The 17,506-nt window shown below is 72.4% G+C and carries 23 protein-coding genes and 1 riboswitch; of the genes, 18 read left to right on the plus strand and 5 right to left on the minus strand.

Translation table 11 applies throughout. The features are described 5' to 3' along the window. Positions 1-15 precede the first annotated feature (15 nt). From AAHF99_RS00650 to crcB, 7 genes are all read left to right on the plus strand, one after another. Positions 16-480, plus strand: coding sequence for a DUF4381 family protein (locus tag AAHF99_RS00650; RefSeq protein ID WP_342162220.1), 465 nt, complete (start codon positions 16-18; stop codon positions 478-480). Next, on the plus strand, positions 480-1,487 hold the full coding sequence (locus AAHF99_RS00655) for a VWA domain-containing protein (RefSeq protein ID WP_342162843.1): 1,008 nt from the start codon (positions 480-482) through the stop codon (positions 1,485-1,487). Before AAHF99_RS00650 ends, AAHF99_RS00655 begins: the two co-directional genes overlap by 1 nt. Beyond that, positions 1,484-2,410, plus strand: coding sequence for a vWA domain-containing protein (locus tag AAHF99_RS00660; RefSeq protein WP_342162221.1), 927 nt, complete (start codon positions 1,484-1,486; stop codon positions 2,408-2,410). The genes AAHF99_RS00655 and AAHF99_RS00660 overlap by 4 nt, the downstream gene beginning before the upstream one ends. Further along, positions 2,410-3,315: a tetratricopeptide repeat protein gene (locus AAHF99_RS00665; protein WP_342162222.1), complete on the plus strand. Its 906-nt coding sequence runs from the start codon at positions 2,410-2,412 to the stop codon at positions 3,313-3,315. Before AAHF99_RS00660 ends, AAHF99_RS00665 begins: the two co-directional genes overlap by 1 nt. Next, positions 3,309-4,598, plus strand: coding sequence for a hypothetical protein (locus tag AAHF99_RS00670; protein ID WP_342162223.1), 1,290 nt, complete (start codon positions 3,309-3,311; stop codon positions 4,596-4,598). The genes AAHF99_RS00665 and AAHF99_RS00670 overlap by 7 nt, the downstream gene beginning before the upstream one ends. A 162-nt stretch (positions 4,599-4,760) precedes the next feature. Beyond that, entirely contained in the window at positions 4,761-5,273 is a 513-nt protein-coding gene (locus AAHF99_RS00675; RefSeq protein ID WP_342162224.1) for a hypothetical protein, read from the plus strand. Positions 5,274-5,314: 41 nt separating this feature from the next. Continuing rightward, positions 5,315-5,390, plus strand: a riboswitch (Fluoride riboswitch). Between the two features lie 73 nt (positions 5,391-5,463). Beyond that, on the plus strand, positions 5,464-5,853 hold the full coding sequence (gene crcB / locus AAHF99_RS00680) for a fluoride efflux transporter CrcB (protein ID WP_342162225.1): 390 nt from the start codon (positions 5,464-5,466) through the stop codon (positions 5,851-5,853). A 54-nt stretch (positions 5,854-5,907) separates the two neighbouring features. On the opposite strand, the gene AAHF99_RS00685 is transcribed toward crcB, so the two are convergent. Next, complete coding sequence (locus tag AAHF99_RS00685; protein WP_243957148.1) at positions 5,908-6,738, minus strand: pyruvate, water dikinase regulatory protein; 831 nt, start codon at positions 6,736-6,738, stop codon at positions 5,908-5,910. Between the two features lie 430 nt (positions 6,739-7,168). Between AAHF99_RS00685 and AAHF99_RS00690 the strand changes: the two genes are divergently transcribed. From AAHF99_RS00690 to AAHF99_RS00700, 3 genes are read left to right on the plus strand one after another with little or no spacing between them, the layout of a single operon-like run. Next, positions 7,169-8,293, plus strand: coding sequence for a uroporphyrinogen decarboxylase (locus tag AAHF99_RS00690; protein WP_342162226.1), 1,125 nt, complete (start codon positions 7,169-7,171; stop codon positions 8,291-8,293). Between the two features lie 4 nt (positions 8,294-8,297). Continuing rightward, positions 8,298-8,729 (plus strand): protoporphyrinogen oxidase HemJ, encoded by a 432-nt coding sequence (gene hemJ / locus AAHF99_RS00695; protein ID WP_342162227.1) that lies wholly within the window; start codon positions 8,298-8,300, stop codon positions 8,727-8,729. Positions 8,730-8,764: 35 nt separating this feature from the next. Next, positions 8,765-9,109, plus strand: coding sequence for a lysozyme inhibitor LprI family protein (locus AAHF99_RS00700; RefSeq protein ID WP_342162228.1), 345 nt, complete (start codon positions 8,765-8,767; stop codon positions 9,107-9,109). A gap of 23 nt (positions 9,110-9,132) precedes the next feature. On the opposite strand, the gene AAHF99_RS00705 is transcribed toward AAHF99_RS00700, so the two are convergent. Genes AAHF99_RS00705 through AAHF99_RS00720 form a run of 4 tightly spaced genes read right to left on the minus strand, consistent with a single transcriptional unit; the run spans position 9,133 to position 11,964 of the window. Next, the gene (locus AAHF99_RS00705; protein ID WP_342162229.1) at positions 9,133-9,537 is read right to left on the minus strand and encodes a type II toxin-antitoxin system VapC family toxin; all 405 of its coding nucleotides are present in this window, start codon (positions 9,535-9,537) and stop codon (positions 9,133-9,135) included. Then, on the minus strand, positions 9,537-9,794 hold the full coding sequence (locus AAHF99_RS00710; RefSeq protein ID WP_342162230.1) for a type II toxin-antitoxin system VapB family antitoxin: 258 nt from the start codon (positions 9,792-9,794) through the stop codon (positions 9,537-9,539). The genes AAHF99_RS00705 and AAHF99_RS00710 overlap by 1 nt, the downstream gene beginning before the upstream one ends. 59 nt (positions 9,795-9,853) lie before the next feature. Then, entirely contained in the window at positions 9,854-10,828 is a 975-nt protein-coding gene (gene hisG, locus AAHF99_RS00715; protein ID WP_342162231.1) for an ATP phosphoribosyltransferase, read from the minus strand. After that, entirely contained in the window at positions 10,825-11,964 is a 1,140-nt protein-coding gene (locus AAHF99_RS00720) for an ATP phosphoribosyltransferase regulatory subunit (protein WP_342162232.1), read from the minus strand. The genes hisG and AAHF99_RS00720 overlap by 4 nt, the downstream gene beginning before the upstream one ends. Before the next feature lie 254 nt (positions 11,965-12,218). On the opposite strand from AAHF99_RS00720, the gene AAHF99_RS00725 reads away from it, so the two are divergent. The 8 genes from AAHF99_RS00725 (at position 12,219) to AAHF99_RS00760 (ending at position 17,493) form a co-directional block, all read left to right on the plus strand. Continuing rightward, entirely contained in the window at positions 12,219-12,941 is a 723-nt protein-coding gene (locus AAHF99_RS00725) for an SDR family NAD(P)-dependent oxidoreductase (protein ID WP_243957162.1), read from the plus strand. Continuing rightward, positions 12,934-14,007 carry a hypothetical protein gene (locus AAHF99_RS00730; RefSeq protein WP_342162233.1) on the plus strand — a complete coding sequence of 358 codons (1,074 nt, stop codon included), beginning with the start codon at positions 12,934-12,936 and terminating at the stop codon, positions 14,005-14,007. The genes AAHF99_RS00725 and AAHF99_RS00730 overlap by 8 nt, the downstream gene beginning before the upstream one ends. Continuing rightward, complete coding sequence (locus AAHF99_RS00735; RefSeq protein ID WP_342162234.1) at positions 14,004-14,459, plus strand: NUDIX hydrolase; 456 nt, start codon at positions 14,004-14,006, stop codon at positions 14,457-14,459. Before AAHF99_RS00730 ends, AAHF99_RS00735 begins: the two co-directional genes overlap by 4 nt. Beyond that, the gene (locus AAHF99_RS00740; protein WP_342162235.1) at positions 14,459-14,911 is read left to right on the plus strand and encodes a TIGR02301 family protein; all 453 of its coding nucleotides are present in this window, start codon (positions 14,459-14,461) and stop codon (positions 14,909-14,911) included. The genes AAHF99_RS00735 and AAHF99_RS00740 overlap by 1 nt, the downstream gene beginning before the upstream one ends. A gap of 166 nt (positions 14,912-15,077) precedes the next feature. Beyond that, positions 15,078-15,332 carry a hypothetical protein gene (locus AAHF99_RS00745; protein WP_243926089.1) on the plus strand — a complete coding sequence of 85 codons (255 nt, stop codon included), beginning with the start codon at positions 15,078-15,080 and terminating at the stop codon, positions 15,330-15,332. A gap of 81 nt (positions 15,333-15,413) precedes the next feature. Further along, positions 15,414-16,268: a CAF17-like 4Fe-4S cluster assembly/insertion protein YgfZ gene (gene ygfZ / locus AAHF99_RS00750; RefSeq protein WP_342162236.1), complete on the plus strand. Its 855-nt coding sequence runs from the start codon at positions 15,414-15,416 to the stop codon at positions 16,266-16,268. Further along, positions 16,265-16,891: a DNA-3-methyladenine glycosylase I gene (locus AAHF99_RS00755; RefSeq protein WP_412759811.1), complete on the plus strand. Its 627-nt coding sequence runs from the start codon at positions 16,265-16,267 to the stop codon at positions 16,889-16,891. Before ygfZ ends, AAHF99_RS00755 begins: the two co-directional genes overlap by 4 nt. Then, complete coding sequence (locus tag AAHF99_RS00760; protein WP_342162237.1) at positions 16,888-17,493, plus strand: HD family hydrolase; 606 nt, start codon at positions 16,888-16,890, stop codon at positions 17,491-17,493. The genes AAHF99_RS00755 and AAHF99_RS00760 overlap by 4 nt, the downstream gene beginning before the upstream one ends. Positions 17,494-17,506 lie beyond the last annotated feature (13 nt).

Here is a 17,506-nt window from a genome sequence, read left to right on the forward strand (position 1 = left end):
CGCGCGGGGCCGCCCGTGACCCCCGCCGACGCCCCCGCGACCCTCGACCAGTTGCGCGGCCTGCACCTGCCGGGCGGCGCGAGCGGCCCCGTGCCCGGCGAGATCCTGCTGGCGCTGGTCCTCGGCTTCGGCGCCGCGCTCCTCGTCGGACTGCTGCGCGTCGTGGTGAGCCGGGTCCGGGCCAGCGTCCGCCGGGCGGCGCTGGCCGACCTCGCCGGAAGCCGCACCCTCGCCCCGCCGGACAGGATCCTCGCCCAGGCGCGGTTGCTGCGCCGCCTCGTGCGCACCCTCGACGGCGACGAGGCCGCCTCCGCCCACGGCGCGCCTTGGGCCGCGCGCCTCGATGCGCGTCTGCGCACCGACTTCTTCACCGCCGGCGCCGGGCGCGTGCTGGTGGAGGGGCTCTACCGGCGCGAAGTACCCGACCCCGCGCTCCTCGACGCGGAGCTGACCCGGCTGATCGGGAGGCTCAAGGCATGATGCCCGGCTGGCTCGCCGCCTTCGTCTCCGGCTTCGACCTCGCGGCCCCCTGGCTGCTCCTCGCCCTGCCGCTGCCGCTCCTCGCCGCGCGGCTCCTGCCCCGCGAGCGGGTGGAGGGCGGCGCCTTGCGCGTCCCCGGCACCCTGGCCGCGAGCACGGGCACCGGCCACGAGGGCGCAGGGCGCGGCCGCCGCCGGGCCGCCCTGGTCTGGGGCCTGTGGATCTGCCTGATCGCCGCGCTCTCCGGGCCGCGCGTGGTGATGCCCTCGGCCGCGCTCCCGGCTTCGGGGCGCGAGATCATGATCGCCATGGATCTCTCCGGCTCCATGGAGCGGCGCGACTTCTCCCTCGACGGCGAGACCGTGAGCCGGCTGGCGGCGGTGAAGCGCGTCGGGGCCGACTTCATCCGCCGCCGGGCGGGGGACCGGATCGGCCTCGTCCTGTTCGCGGATCAGGCCTACGTCGCCGCCGGGCTGACCTTCGACACCGCCTCCGTCGCCCGCGCCCTGGAGGAGGCGACGATCGGCATTTCCGGCCGCTCCACCGGCATCGGCGACGGGCTCGGCCTCGCCCTGCGCCGCCTCGACCCGCGCGACGCGAACATTCCCGAGGGGCGCCCCGCCGCGACGAAGGCGGTGGTGCTGCTCTCGGACGGCGCCAACAATGCCGGCCAGACCGCGCCGAAGGACGTGGCCGACCTCGCCAAGGAGATCGGCGTGCGCGTCTACACCATCGCGCTCGGCCCCCGCGACCTCGCCGACGCCAACGGCGAGCAGGACGTGGTCGACAGCGAGACCCTGAAGACCATGGCCGAGACGAGCGGCGGGCGCTTCTTCCGGGTGAAGACCACGGACGACCTCGTCACCGTGGCGCAGGCCATCGACACCCTGGAGGGCGGGCGCACCCCGCCCCCGCCGCTGCCCCTGCGCAAGGATCTGTGGGTCTGGCCGGGCGCCCTGGCACTGGCCTTCGCCGTGGGGCTGCTCGCCGTGCGGAGGAGCGCATGACGCTCGCCGGACTCACCCTCCTGCGGCCCTGGTGGCTCGCGGCGCTCCCCATCGTCGTCGCCCTGGCGCTCTATGCCGTGCGCCGGGCGGCGCCGCTCGGCGATTGGGGCCGGGAGGTCGATCCCGCCCTGATGGCCTACCTCTCGCGCACCGGATCGGTGCTCGGCGGCAAGCGTGGCGCCAACCTCGCGGCGGGGCTCTGCGCGGCGGGTCTCGTCCTCGGCCTCGCCGGGCCGGCGGTGGAGCGCCGGGACACCGGCACGTTCCGCAACCTCGACGAGACGATCCTCGTCGTCGACCTCTCCCGCTCGGTCGCCGAGGGCGGCAACCTGCAGGGCGTGCGCGAGGCCGCCGCCTCCGTCGCGCAGGCCGCCGGCACCCGCCCCGTCGCCTTGGTGATCTATGCCGGCGACGCCTACCTCGCCGCCTCCCCCACCACCGACCGGGACAGCCTCGGCACCACGCTCTTCTCCCTCGACGCCGACACGGTGCCCGACCGGGGCAGCCACCCGGAGCGCGGCCTCGCGCTGGCCAGCCGGACCCTCGCCGAGGCCAACGTGATCGCCGCCAACGTAGTGCTGATCAGCGACGGCGACGGCATCGGCGAGGCCGCCCTGCGCGAGGCCGGGGCGATCCGCGCCCGGGGCTGGCGCCTCGACACCCTGTTCGTCCCCGCCACGAAGGCCCTGCCGCCGGGCGTGCCGAAGCCGGATCCGGGGCCCCTCCAGCGCCTCGCGGCGGCGGGTGGCGGCACCAGCGCCGAGATCCGTGCCGCGACCCCCGTGCTCGACGCGGTGGCTGCGCCCACCGCCCAGCACCTCGCGGCCGGCGGCTACGGCGTCGTCGCCTTCGCCGATCTCGGGCGTTGGCTGCTCGCCCTGGCGGCCCTACCCGCCCTCCTGCTGTTCCGACGGAGCGCCTGATGCCGGCCGCCCTCGCGTCACCCCGGACCCTCGGCCTGCCGCCGGCGTGGCGGCGGAGTGCGCGGATCGGCGGGCTCGTCCTCGTCGGCCTGGGGATCGTGACCCTCGTCGCCCTGTCGCAGCCGCGCACCGGTGTCGGGCGCCTGCTGATGAGCGTCCACCTGCCCGGCCTCGCCGCGCGGGTATTCGAGGACCCCGCTTGGCGGGCCGCCGCCGTCTACGAGGCGGGGCGGCTGGACGAGGCCATCACCCTGTTCCGCAACGGCGGGCGCCGGGCGAGCTACAACCTCGGCAACGCGCTCGCCCGCTCCGGCGACCTGCAGGGCGCCATCGCCGCCTACGACGAGGCCCTGCGCTTCAACCCCCGCGACGCGGACGCCCAGGCCAACCGCTCGCTGATCGCCCGGATGCTGGAAGAGGCGATCGACCGCGGCCCCGGCGGCGGCATCGCCAACGGCACGGCGCAGTACGGCGCCCGCTACAACAAATCCGCCCACCAGGACCCGAACGACGACGTCAACGCCTCGTCCAGCGGCGAGGGCCTTGCCGGCAACCGCGAAGCGAGCAGCAGCGCCTCGCTGCCCGGCAATAGCGCCGTCGCCCGGCGGGGCCGCTCCGAACAGGCTGCCATCGACTCGGCCGGCGGCAAGGCACGCGGCTCGGTGGGCGACGCCGCCGGGCGCGGCCGCTCCGGCACCGGCCCCGCCATGGTCGCCGAGGCCCCCGAGCGCGAGGCCCGCCGGGTGACGAAGAGCTTCGAGGCGCACGAAATCCGCCCCGACCGCCTGTGGCTCCAGACTCTGCCCGACGATCCCGGCCGCTACCTCAAGCTCCGCCTCAAGGCCGAGCAGGCCCGCCGCGTCGAGGCCGGCACCGCCATGCCCGCCGGGAGCAACCCATGGTGATTTTTTGGGACTGGGGTCGCGGGGTGCGGCGAGGGCGGACTGGGCTTCTCGCCGGGTTGCTGCTGGCCGGGATGTCGCTGCCTGCCCTCGCCGAGGTGGAACCCGGTGACCTCACCCTCACCGTCACCCCCGAACTGAACGGCGGGGCGACGCCCTACACCCGCGAGATGGTGCTCCTGAAGATCCACGGGGTCTACCGCCAGCCGATCCTGCTGGAGGAGGTGATCCAGCCGCCGCTCGCCAACTTCACCTGGACGCAGCTCGGCCGCGACCATTGGAGCAAGACCCGCCTCCCCGACGGCCAGACCGCCATCGCCTTCGACCGGACGGTGGCGATCTTCCCGCACCATGCGGGCGCGTTCACCATCGAGCCCTTCGTCCACCGGCTGACCGTCAACGACGTCGGCGAGCGCAAGGTGGTGGACGTGCGCTCGCAGCCGATCCCCTTCACCGTCGCCCCCTGGACCGCCCCGACCGGCGGCCCCGACGCGAAGGAGCCCTGGTGGCTCCCCGCCCGCGACGTGAGCATCACCGATTCGTGGAGCCGCGACCCGGAGACGGTGAAGATCTACGAGACCGTCCGGCGGACGGTGGTGCTGGAGGCGCAGGGGATGCTCGCCGAGGGCCTGCCGCCCCGGCCGGTCCTGCGCACGCGCGGCATCATCACCTTCGCCGGGCCGGTCGTCCGCGAGACCATCATCACCCCCGCCGGCCCCGTCGCCCGCGCCACCTATGTCTGGGACGTGAAGCCCGGCGTGCCGGAGGTGATCCCCCTCGACGCCATCGCCATCCCGTGGTTCGACACGGTCTCGCGCACCATGCGCGAGGCCGAGATCCCCGCTCGCCAGATCGGCGGCGGCCTGCCCGACCGGGAGACCGACGGGGCCAAGGGCGCCGCCGCCTCCGCGCTGATCGCCGTGGCGGCGGGCGTGCTGGCCTTCGGGCTCGGCCTCGCCCTCCTCGGCTTCCGCCGGGAACGGGGGACGCTCCGCCTGCCTGCCGTCATCGCCCGCGACCTGCGCCGGGCCGCCCGGACCGGCGACGCCAACGCCGTCCGCGCCGCCGTGGCGGCGGGCGAGGCCGCGATGCCCGCCCTCGCCCGCCGCTGGCGGGAGCGGCCCGAGACCCGCGAGGCGCTCGCCGCCCTCGACCGCGCCGTCTACGGCCCGACCGGAGGCGCGACGCCGGATCTCGTTGCCCTGGCCCGCGCCCTGACGAAGAGCGAGCCCGGCCGGGCATTCGGCCCCGCCCCCGTGCTGAAGCCCCTCGACGGACCTGCATGATGTTGCCTGTTTTTCAGGCAGGCTGAGGTTTTAAGCAAACGCTCAAGTCCTGAGCAAGCATCAATGTTTTGCACTATCTTGCGTCAACTGCATTCGCTCCGTAGACCGAACACCAACGGACGAAGAGTCCGCGTTTTCGCTGTCGCCCGGAGGACTAAACCGATGCCGCATACCACCGAAGTCAAGGACCGTTTCCGCACCCGTCTTGCCGCCGCCGATGCCCGCAGCAACGGCTTCCGGCAGAAGCTGCTGGACGACGGCACCCGCGCCCTCCAGCCGGTGATCGAGGTGCTGAACCTGATGGCGGAGGTGCTGAACGAAGAGCACAACGCCCATGGCTGCATCACCGGGACGGAGTTGCTGATCGACACCGACAACTTCGTCACGCTCTGTGCCAAGCTGCGCGGGGTCGACAGCGAGCAGAAGATCAAGATCAAGTACGGCCCCGAGCTCGGCGGCAAGAACTATATTTCGATTTCCGGCCTGCATCAGCGCTACAACGAGCGTCTCGTGCCGGGTTCGAGCGCCAGCGCGCATATCGGCCGGGTGATCGGCAGCGACATCCATCTCGACGAGCATCGCGGCGCCGACCTCGCGGAGGTGGTTCGCGACGTGATCGAGGATTTCTACGTCGCGCAGATCGAGCAGCGCAGCCACTTCGCCGTCGCGGCGTAGGGTTCAGGCCCTTTCCCTCGTCCCGCCCGTGCGTTAACGCTCGGCGGGATGGGGATGGAGCTCCCCGACAACCGCCTTGCCGGATGACCGGCCAGGGCTGATGGCTCCTACCGCAAGGGCGGCTTTCGCCTGCGGTGGGGGCGTGCCCGCATCGCGGCCGGGCCGCTCGTCCAACCGGGACGGGACAGGCATGATCAACACCCTCATCGTTTTCCTCGGCGCCGGGATCGGCGGCGGGTTTCGCCACGGATTCAACGTGGCGGTGTCGCGGACGCTGCCGGGCCTGGGCTTTCCCCTGGCGACGCTCCTCATCAACGTGCTGGGCTCGTTCCTGATGGGCGTGCTGGCCGAAGGCTTCGCCCTGCGCGGCGCAGCGGGCCACCCCGCCCGTCTGCTCCTGACGACGGGCGTGCTCGGCGGCTTCACCACCTTCTCGACCTTCTCCCTCGATGCCATCGCCCTGTACGAGCGGGGCGAGACGGCCCTGTCGGCCGCTTACGTCCTGGCCTCGGTCGCGGGCGGCCTCCTCGGCCTGATCGCCGGCATGGCCCTGGTGCGCGGCATCCTGAGCGCATCCTGACGGGGATCCCAAAGGGCAAGCCCTTTGGTGGGGTCCAGGGGCAAGGCCCCTGGATTATTCCGCGATGAACTTCATCCGGTGGTCGCGGTGCAGGTCGAGGATGGCGGCGGCCGTCTCCTCGATCGACCGGCGCGTCACGTCGATGGTCGGCCAGCGGTTCTTGATGAACAGCCGCCGGGAGGCGGTGATCTCGTCGGCCACCGCCTCGCGGTCGACATACATCGAACTCTCGTCGGCGTTCAGGCTCGACAGCCGGTTCTGGCGGATCTGGATGATCCGCTCCGGCGAGGCGAACAGCCCGACTATCAGGGGCTTGCGCGCCGCCTCGATGGCCGGCGGCATCGGCATGCCCGGTACGAGGGGCAGATTCGTGGTCTTCAGGCCCCGGTTGGCGAGGTAGATCGAGGTCGGCGTCTTCGAGGTGCGGCTGACGCCGAGCAGGATGACGTCCGCCTCCTCCAGATCCTCCGGCAGGTTGCCGTCGTCATGGGCGAGGGTGAAGTTCATCGCGTCGATGCGCTTGAAGTACTCGGCGTTCAGCATGTGCTGGGCGCCGGGACGTGCCGCCTTCTGCGTGCCGAGGTAGGATTGCAGCAGGTCGTGGACCGGCTGCAGCACCGACAGGCAGGGCGAGCCGGATTCCCGCGCCGCCATCTCCAGCCGCTGGCCGAGGTCGCCCCCCACCAGGGTGTAGAGCACGAGGCCCGGCGCGGCGCGGATCTCCGAGATCACCCGCTCCAGCTGCGAGGCGGAGCGCACGAGGGGGTAGACGTGCTCGATGGCCGAGACGCCCTCGTACTGCGCCGCCGCCGCGCGCCCGACATTGATGAGCGTCTCGCCGGTGGAATCCGACACGAGATGTAGGTGGAAGTAGCTGCGGCCCATACGCGGCGTCTCCGGCCGGTTCGGTTATCCAACGGCGACCGCCGGGGAGTCGATAAGTGTGGATAGGCAGGCCCGGTCGGCCGGTCCAGAGCAGAACCCCGTCCGGCTATCGACTCCTGCATACACAGGCCGTCAAATCGGGGCGGATTCCGCACCCGGTTCGGGAAAAGCCGGACACGCGGGGTCCGGACCGGCTCACCACCCGGCGCAAGGCCTTGAGCAGGAACCCTCTTCCATCATCTTCGCGCAAATCCTTTAAAGCTCCGTTAACGGCGCCGAACCGGGGATCGGGTGTGGATACGGTTGCGCTCCCGCTCATCAGCCTCCAAGAGAAAAAACAGAGTCTAAGATTCTCTCTCTCTCTTTATGAGAGGTCCCCTGGGGATCGTCGCGACCGGGCCGGTTGGCGAAGAAACGGGTACGGGAGCGCATGACGGTTCAACCGGACAGGACGATGCTGAAGGTGCTCTCGGGCGAGGCGGTCTGGCCGCCTCCGGCCTGGATGATGCGCCAAGCGGGACGCTATCTGCCGGAGTATCGGGCCACCCGGGCGACGGCGGGCTCCTTCCTCGACCTGTGCTACACGCCCGACTTCGCCGTGGAGGTGACGCTCCAGCCGATCCGCCGCTTCGGCTTCGACGCGGCCATCCTGTTCTCGGACATCCTCGTCGTGCCCCACGCCCTCGGGCAGGACGTGCGCTTCGTGGAGGGCGAGGGCCCGCGCCTCGATCCCCTGAGCGACCGCGCCGCCTTCGAGCGTTTGCGCGAGGCGGGCGACGGGGCGGTGATGACCCACCTCGCCCCCGTCTTCGAGACGGTGACGCGGCTGCGGGCCGAACTGCCGGCGGAGACGACGCTGCTCGGCTTCTGCGGCGCGCCGTGGACCGTGGCGAGCTACATGATCGGCGGCCGGGGCACCCCCGACCTCGCCCCCGCCCGGGCGCTCGCCGAGGGCGACACGGCGCTGGTGGACGAACTGATCGACCGCCTCGTCACGGTGCAGACCGACTACCTCGTGCGCCAGCTCGAGGCCGGCGCCGACGCCGTGCAGATCTTCGAATCCCATGCCGGCACCCTGCCCAAGGCGGTCCCCGCCTCCGCCGACGTGGTCGAGCCGGTGGGCGACGTCACCGAGAGCGCCCTGCCGGGCGGGGCGGTACCGGACGCCCTCACCCGCTGGTCGCTCCGACCCATCGCCCGGATGATCGCGGGGGTCCGCGCCCGGGTGCCGGGCGCCAAGATCATCGTCTTCGCCCGGGGCTCCGGCCTCGACGGCCATGCCCGCGTGGTGCCCGAGACCGGCGCCGACGCGGTGGGTGTCGATTGGGGCGTGGATCTGAAGGCCCTGCGAGGCCGCGTACCGGCCTCGACGGTCACGCAGGGGAACCTGCACCCCGAAACGCTGATCGCGGGTGGCGCGGCCCTGGACGCGGCCGTGGACGGCATCCGCGAGGCCGTGCAGGGATCGCCCCACGTGTTCAACCTCGGCCATGGGATCACGCCGCAGACGCCGGTGGCCCATGTCGAGCGGATGCTCGCCCGGCTCAGGGGCTAGGGGCGTGCTCTACGACTGGATCAAGGCCGGACACATCGTGAGCCTCATCGCCTGGATGGCGGCGATGCTCTACCTGCCCCGGCTGTTCGTCTACCACGCGAGCCTGCCGCCGGGCTCCGAGGTGCAATCGGCGACCTTCAAGATCATGGAGCGGCGCCTGCTCAAGGCGATCATGACGCCCGCCATGATCGCGACCTGGGTGTTCGGGCTGACGCTGGCCTGGATGAGCGGCTACTACGCCGCCCCCTGGCTGCAGGCGAAGTTCGCCCTGGTGGTGGCGATGTCGGGCATCCACGGCTGGCTCGCCCGGATGGTCAAGGACTTCGCCGCCGACCGGAACACCCGGGGCCACAAGTTCTACCGGGTGATCAACGAGGTGCCGACGCTGCTGATGATCGTCATCGTGGTGCTGGCGACGGTGAAGCCGGGCTTCTGACCGGGAGCCTCCGGCAGGCTCGGCCGTTATCGTCCATGCGCCGCACGACCTTTGCCCTTGCCGTTCTCCTCGTCCTCGCCGGCGGCTCCGCCGAAGCGGCGAGCTTCGCCTGCGACAAGGCCGAGGCCCCCGACGAGAAGGCGATCTGCGCCCATCTCCCCCTCAACGACCGGGACGTCGAGATGGCGACCCGGTTCGAGATCCTGAAGGCGGTGCTGCCGATGGGCGGCCAGTCCAAGCTGCGCGAGGACCAGGAAATCTGGCTCACCGAGCGCCGCACCTGCGCCGCCGACGTGGAATGCCTGCGCAATACCTACGACGCGCGCCTCAAGGTGCTACGCGGGGTGCTGTCGGAATTCGCCAAGCAGGGGCCGCAGTAGAGCGGGGAGCCCGAGGGGCACCCTTACTCTGCCAGGGCCGGCTCGATGTCCGTGTGCGGGAAGTCGTTGCCCTTGAAGAGCAGCGTCGCGCCATAATGGCGGGCACAGGCATAGGCGAAGCAATCGCCGAAATTCAGCGATGCCCGGTGCCGGCCCTTGCCGTAGCGTTCGAACGCATCGAGCGCCCCGTCCCCGACCTCGGGGGGAACGGCCATCACCACGATGCCGGCGAGCGCGAGATAATCGGCGATGGCCTCCCGCGCCTCCCCGAGGGGAAGGCCCAGGCGGCGGGCGACGGCGATCGTCGCCTCCCACACCGCCAGCGGCGACGTGATCCGCCGCTCCGCGCGCTTAAGCCCGGAAGCAAGCCTCCTGGCGTCGTCCTCATCCGTGAGGATCGCCGTGAGCGCCGACGCATCCACGAACATCAGTCGCGCTCGTAGAGGCTGTCGATGAAGGTCTTGTCGGCGGGTTGGCCGGAGCCGGCGCGCGCCCGCAGGCGCCGCGTGAAGGCGAGCGTACGCTCCACGAGGTCGGCCTCTCCGCCGGCGCGCGCACTCTCCTTGGCGCGGGCGATCTCGTTGAGCAGGGCCTGCCGGACGGCCTCGGTCTTGGTCGATCCCCTGAGCGACGTCAGCTCGTCAGCCAGGGCATCGACCTGCGGATCCTTCACGTAGAGGGGCACGGACTCACCTCGAGGGATATCTGAATGATCTTAGGGGATATCCCGCGATCCGTCCAACCTCACAGCCGCGCCAGCAACCGCTCCGCCAGCGGATTCTCCGCCGCGAAGGCGTAGTCGATCTTGCGGACGCTCACCGCCCGCGCGCCGGCCTGGACCAAGGCCTCGGCGAGGTCGATGGCGCCGGCCTCGGGGCAGCGCAGGACGATCTCGCCATCGGCACCCGCCGGGGCGCCGTAGGGCAGCTCGGCCTCGTGCAGGCCCGCCAGGGTGGCGAGGTCGATGGCGCCCGCCTCCGGCATCCCGGCGCGGACCTCGCGGGTGGTGCGGGCGCGCTCCTCGGCGCTGATGCGGCCGAGCACGGCCCGCAGCGCCCCGCGCTGGGCCTCGCCCCAGTTGGCCCGCAGCGAGGCGACGAGGTTCGCCTCCGAGCGCAGGATGATCCCGTCATCGAGGATCTTCAGGGCGTTCGCGGCGAGCGTCGCCCCCGTGGTGGTGATGTCCACGATGATCTCGGCCGAGCCCGCCGCCGGGGCGCCCTCGGTGGCGCCGAGACTCTCCACGATCCGGTAATCGGCGACGCCGGTCTCGGCGAAGAACCGGCGGGTGAGGTTCACGTATTTCGTCGCGACGCGCAGCCGGCGGCCGTGGCGCACGCGCATCGTCGCGGCGACCTCGTCGAGGTCGGCCATCACCCGCACGTCGATCCAGGCCTGGGGCACGGCCACCACCACCGTGGCGTTGCCGAAGCCGAGCGGCGTCAGCAGCTCCACCTGGCCGCTCACGTCGGGCAGGGTCTCGCGGATCAGATCCTCGCCGGTCACGCCGAGATGGGCGGCGCCGGAGGCGAGCTGGCTCGCGATCTCCGAGGCCGAGAGGTAGCGGACCTCGACGCCGGGCACGCCGACGAGCTTGCCGCGGTAATCCCGCGCCCCCGCCCCCTGCGCCAGCTTGAGGCCGGCGCGGGCGAAGAAGGCGTTGGCGTTCTCCTGCAGGCGCCCCTTGGAGGGCACCGCCAGCACGAGGGCATCGCTCATCGCCCGGCTCCCGTCGCGCGCTCGATCCAGAAGGTGCAGCCCACGGCCGGCAAGGGCGCGGCGCTGCCGAGATGGGCGAGCAGGCCGTCGTAGCGCCCGCCGCCGACCAGCACCGGCCCGTCCCCCTCGGAAACCTCGAAGATGAAGCCGGTGTAATAGTCGAGGTTGCGGGCGAAGCCGCCCTGGAAGCGGAAGTTCTCGATCGGCAGCCCCCGCGCGGCGATGAAGCCGGTACGCTCCTCGAACAGGTCGAGGGCGGCGTCGAGCGCCCCATGGCGCACGCCCGCATCGGCGACCAGCGCCCGCAGGTCCCGGGCGGCCGCGTCGGGATCGCCCGTCACCGCGCGGTAGCGGTCGAGGATCGCGCGATTCTCGGCGTTGAGCCCGGCGCCGCCATTGGCCTGCGCGGCGGCCTTGCCGAGGAAGCGCTCGGCGATCTCGCCCGCGCTGCGCCCGCCCACCGCCGAGATGCCGGCGATGGCGAGCACATCCTCCACGAAGGCGCGCACGCCCTGCGGGTCCTGGCCCTGGATGGCCGCGAGCAGGCCCGCATGGCGGTCCTCGCCGGGGGCGCCCTCCGCGCCGTTGGTCACGGCGTCGAGGGAGCGCCCGGCCGCCAGCGCCCGCAGGGTCCGCCGCTTGGCGGCAGGCGGCACGGCGAGGCCATCGAGGAGGGCCACCGTCAGCCCCATGTCGCCGAGGCGCACGGTGGTATCGGTCCGTCCGAGGAGGGCGAGCCCTTCGAGGGCGAGGCCCAGCACCGCGGCGTCGGCGGCCGGGGTGTCGGTGCGGCCGAACGATTCGATGCCGGCCTGGACGATTTCGGCGGGCTCCCCGGCGGTGAGGCGGAAGACCGGCCCGGCATAGCTGTAATCCGCGGCCTGCCCGTCCGCCCGCTGGCGGTGCAGGCGGCAGACGGGGATGGTGAATTCCGGCCGCAGGCACAGTTCGGCCCCGCCGGCATCCTGCGTGACGAAGATCCGCCGCCGGATGTCCTCGCCGGACAATTCCAGGAACGGCTCGATCGGCTGAAGGACCGGGGGCGTCACGGGCGCATAGCCGGCCGCCGCGAGATGGGCGATCAGCCGGGCCTGTGCGGGCTCAGCCGTTTCCGTGTCGGGCTCCGGTCGCGTCATGGTCATCCTCTTGCGGCCGCTCTGTAGCAACCGCCGCGCGGCTTGGCGACACGATGCGCGCACGACAAGCGCGCGTGGATATGCGCAGGGCCGTCGCGCGTCGACCCGGAGGTCCGGTTGAATCGCCGGCCCTGGATTTCCCGCGCCTGTCCGCCTAGACGTTGCAGTGCACCGGCGGGACCGGCCCCCCGGGATCCCCGCGCGACAGTGAGGCTCCGACAGTGGCCCTCTCCCCCAACGAACGTCGGCGCATCATGCTGCTCACGGGCGCCAGCCGAGGCATCGGCCACGCCACCGTGAAGCGGTTCTCCGCCGCCGGATGGCGCGTCATCACCTGTTCCCGCCACCCCTTCCCCGAGAATTGCCCGTGGGAAATGGGGCCGGAAGACCACCTGCAGGTCGATCTCTCCGACGCGGCCGACACGGTGCGCGCCGTTGAAGAAGTGCGCGGACGCCTCGCCGCCGAGGGCGGGGTGCTGCACGCGCTGGTCAACAATGCCGGCATCTCGCCCAAGGGCCCGGAAGGGGAGCGCCTCGGCGTCCTTTCCACCGGCTTTCCCGACTGGCAGCGGGTGTTCCAGGTGAACTTCTTCGCCACGATCCTCCTGGCCCAGGGGCTGCGCGATGAACTGGCCCGGGCCAAGGGCTCGGTGGTCAACGTCACCTCCATCGCCGGCTCGCGGGTCCACCCCTTCGCCGGTTCGGCCTACGGCACGTCGAAGGCGGCGCTCGCCGGCCTGACCCGCGAGATGGCGGCCGATTTCGGCCCGCTCGGCGTGCGGGTGAACGCGATCTCGCCCGGCGAGATCGACACCTCCATCCTCTCGCCGGGGACGGAGAAGATGGTGGAGCAGATCCCGCAGCGCCGCCTCGGCACCCCGGACGAGGTCGCCAAGGCGATCTACTTCCTGTGCACCGAGGCCTCGTCCTACGTGAACGGCGCCGAGCTGCACATCAACGGCGGACAGCATGTCTGACGCGCCGGGGCGCGCTGGCCTCGCGATCCTGCTCGTCCTCCTCGCCGCCGGCCCGGCCCACGCCGAGCCGAGCGTGCGAATCCTTGACCTGCCGTTCAAGGTTCGCGAGATGCGCGGGCCGCGCAGCGAGGTCGCCGTCGCGGTGGCGACCTCCGGTCTCCTTCCCATCGCCCGCGCCGGCAAGGAGCCGGCCCCCCTCGTCCTCGTCTGGGGGGAAGAGGGCGGCGCCATCCTCACCGTGGAGAACGGCCGCATCGCCGCCAAGCCGGTCGGTCGGGAGGCGGTGGAGGACCTCGTCGCCTCCGAGACCCCGCGCGGCGCCCTGCCCGGCATCCGCCGCGCCCTCGACGGGCCGCTGAGCGCCTTCCTCACCGGCCGCACCCGCGGCCCCGACGGCGCCCCCGCCGCGACGACCCTCACCCTGCGCGAGCGCCAGCCCCTGGCGGTGAGCACCGATCCGAAGCCGGTGCCGGTGGCCACCGCCGCCCTGCCCGCCGGGGACGGGGCGGTGTTCGCCCCGCGCGCGCCGTGGATCGTCTCGCTGTCCGGCCGCCCCGCCGTCCTCGCCGCGACCCTGACGGGTGCGGAATCCGGGAGCCTCGTCCTCGCCACCCGGCCGGCTGCCGATTCCTCTACCTGGACGCTCGGCGCCCGCACGGAGCCCGGCCCCCGCCCCGCCATCGCGGCGGTCGGCGATTTCTCCGGCAAGGGTCTGGGCGTCGCGACCGTCGATGCCACCGGCCGGCTGAAGCTCTGGACCCTCGCCCCCAACAGGATCGAGCCCGGCCCCGAGGCCGCCGGCTACACCCTCGGTGACGGCGGGGCGGACCTCGCCGATGCGCTTCCCCGCGAGGGCGGGGCGGATCTCGCCGTGCCGGTGGCGGGCGTGCCGGCCCTCGCCATCGTCTCGGCCCGCCAGGGCCTGAGCGAGCGCGCCCGCGTGACGCTCCCCGCCCCGGCCGGCACGGGCGTCGCTGTCCTCGGTGAGGGCGCGCTCGCGCGCCTCGTGGTAGGGCTCGGCGACGGGCGGGTGGCGGCCGTCGCCCTCGATGGGGGGACACCGTGAGCGAGGGCGAATCCCGCACCTTCCCGGCCCGTCCCTTCGTCGGCGCCTCCATCGCGGTGATCCGGGACGGGCGCGTGCTGCTCGCCTCCCGCGCCAACGAGCCGATGCGCGGCGTCTGGACCCTGCCCGGCGGCCTCGTGGAGGCGGGCGAGACCCTGGCCGAGGCGGCTTTGCGCGAACTCACCGAGGAGGTCGGGATCACCGCCGAGGTGGTCGGCGTGCTCTCCCCCACCGAGATCATCGTCCGCGACGAGGCGGGCCGGGCGCGGCACCATTACGTCGTCCACCCCCACGCCGCCCTGTGGTGCGGCGGCGAGCCCGTCGCCGGGCCGGAGGCCCTGGGCGTGCGCTGGGCGGCGCTCGACGAAATCGCCGGCCTGGAGACCACGCCGGGGTTGATCGGCACCCTGCGCGAGGCCTTCGCGCGGCTCGATGCCCGGGGAATCGCCTGATGCGGCTTGTCCCGTGGCATCGCGTCGCCGTCCTTGCCCTGGCCGCGGTGCTCGTCGCCCCGCCCGCCGAGGCCCAGCAGCGGGCGAAACCGCCCGCGAAGGAGGCGACCAAGGAACAGCCCAAGGAGCCCGCGAGCCCGGCGGACGTCCCCGCGCCTTACGACCGCGACCTGATGCGGATGGCCGAGGTGATCGGCTCCCTCGCCTTCCTGCGCGGTCTCTGCGCCACCCCCGACGCGGCGGAATGGCCCGCGCGGATGAAGGCGTTGATCGAGGCCGAGGGGATCACCCCCGCCCGGCGGGACAGGCTGGCCGGGGCCTACAACCGGGGGTATCGGAGCTACGCCCTCACCTACCGGGTCTGCACGGCGGCGGCGCACGAGGCCGCCGCCCGCTTTCTCACCGAAGGCGAACGCCTCTCCCATGCCCTGGCCGGGCGGTTCGGCGGGTGAGGTGATGCAGGTCTGCCACAGGGTCGGGTCATCCCGAGAAAGGTCCGCATTCGAACGGTCGCGTTAACCGATTCGCAATTACCGGCTAGGCGTCCCGCTATGAGCCGCCTATCATCCATTGTGTCCGCCGGGCTGTCTCAGGCCGGCGCAATGGAAGTGTCGGACCATGCAGACCATCTCGCAAAGCGCCCCCATCGAGGCCGATGTCGAGGAGAAGCGTGCCGCCCTGAGCTATGTCTCGGAGGCGTTCGCCGAAGGCTGCTTGGACGGACTCGACGGGGATTGCATGGCGCAGGCGGCCCTGTTCGCCGCGTTCCAGGAACTCGTCATGACCTACGGTGAGGAAGCCACCGCGCGCTACGCCGAAGGTTTCCCGGACCGCATCCGCGGCGGCGCCTTCACCACGACGCTCCAGCACTGATCGTTTCTGGCCCGCCGGTTGAGGCGGGCCGCTTTCCCCCTTACCTCCCGGCTGTCGCCCGCCGCGTGAGGAAATCCCCGAATGCCCATCGCCCTGCTGCCGGACCGCGCCCTCGTCACCGTGACCGGGCCGGAGGCCACGAGCCTCCTCCAGGGTGTCCTGACCTGCAATGTCGAGACATTGAGCGAGGGCGAGGCGCGCCTCGGCGCCCTGCTGACCCCGCAGGGCAAGATCCTGTTCGATTTCCTGATCTCGCGCCTGCCGGACGGGTTCCGCCTCGACGTGGCGACGGACAAGGCCGCCGACCTCGCCAAGCGTCTCGGCCTCTACAAGCTGCGCGCGCAGGTCGAGATCGCCGCCGATCCGACCGTGGCCGTGGCCGCCGCCTGGGCGGGGGCGACCACCACCGCCGAGACCGCTACGGTCGCCGACAACCGGCATCCCGATCTGGGCCAGAGGCTCTACGCCGCGGAGGGCGCGTTCTCGGCGGATGCATCGGAGGACGATTACCACGCCCACCGGATCGGCCTCGCCGTGCCGGAAGGCGGGCGCGACTACGCCTATGGCGACGCCTTCCCGCACGAGGCGCTGATGGACCAGCTCGGCGGGGTCGATTTCCGAAAGGGCTGCTATGTCGGCCAGGAGGTCGTCTCGCGGATGCAGCACCGGGGCACGGCCCGCACCCGGCTCCTGGCGGCGGAGTTCGCCGAGGGTGCGCCCGCGCCGGGCTCCGAGATCCAGGCTGGGCAGAAGGTGCTGGGGCGGACGGGCAGCGTCGCCGGATCGCGCGGCCTCGCCCTGGTGCGCCTCGACCGGCTGGGCGACGCCCTCGCGGCCGGGGAAATCCTGCGGGCGGACGGAAAGCGCCTCGCCGTGGGGCGGCCCGGCTACGCGACCTTCGCCATGCCGGACGCGGGCGGCGAGGCGGCGGGTTGAGCGTGGACGCGCCGCTGCCCGAGGGGCTGATCCTCCACCCGGACGGATGCCCCCGCTGCTGGTGGGCTGGGCAGGACCCGCTCTACGTCGCCTACCACGACACCGAATGGGGCGTGCCGGAATACGAATCCCGCGCCCTCTACGAGAAGCTGATCCTCGACGGGTTCCAGGCGGGCCTGTCGTGGATCACCATCCTGAAGCGCCGCGAAGGATTCCGTGCGGCCTTCGACGGGTTCTCGCCCGAGATCGTTGCCCGCTACACCGACGCGGACATCGCGCGGCTGATGGCGGACACGGGCATCATCCGCAACCGCGCCAAGATCGTCGGCACGATCGCGGGGGCGCGGGCGTGGCTGCGCATCGAGGAGAGCGGCCCCGGCTTCTCGCGCTTCCTCTGGGACTTTTGCGACGGGCGGCCGATCCAGGCCAACCCCCACAGTCGCGCCGACATCGCCACGGAGACGGAGGTGTCGCGGCGCATCGCCAAGGCCCTGAAGGCGGAAGGCTTCTCCTTCTGCGGGCCGGTGATCATCCATGCCTTCATGCAGGCGGTGGGGATGGTGAACGACCACCTCACCGGGTGCCACCGCCATGCGGCCTGCGCCGCCCTTAGTAAGGCATGAGCGCGCCCCAGGCGAAGGAGCCGCCGAGGGCGTGGCAGCGGATGCTCTCCGGGCGGCGGCTCGACCTGCTCGATCCGTCTCCCCTCGACGTCGAAATCGCCGACATCGCCCACGGACTCGCCCGCGTCGCCCGCTGGAACGGGCAGACGGCGGGGCCGCACGTCTTCTCGGTGGCGCAGCACAGCCTGCTGGTGGAGGGGATCGGGCGCCATCTCGACCCGGCCTGCACCCCGGCCGACGGCCTGGAATTCCTGCTGCACGACGCGCCGGAATACGTGGTGGGGGACATCATCTCACCGCTCAAGGCGGCGATCGGCGATGCCTACCGGGGCGTGGAGAAGCGGCTGCTGGCGGCGGTGCGCCAGCGCTTCGGGATTCCGGCCCCCTCCCCCGCGCTCACACGGCGGGTGAAGCGGGCGGACCGGATCGCGGCCCATCTCGAGGCGGTGCGGCTCGCGGGCTTTTCCCCCGACGAAGCCGCCCGCTATTTCGGCCCCGCCCCCGCCCTACCGGAAGCGGTGCTCACCCTCGCCGACCCCTGGCCGACGGCGGACGCGCAGGCCCGTTTCCTGACCCGCTTCGCGGTGCTGGCGGAGGCCTGACAGGGATCCCAAA

Origin of the sequence: Methylobacterium litchii (assembly GCF_038442315.1) — a bacterium.
GTDB classification, from domain to species: Bacteria; Pseudomonadota; Alphaproteobacteria; order Rhizobiales; family Beijerinckiaceae; genus Methylobacterium; species Methylobacterium litchii.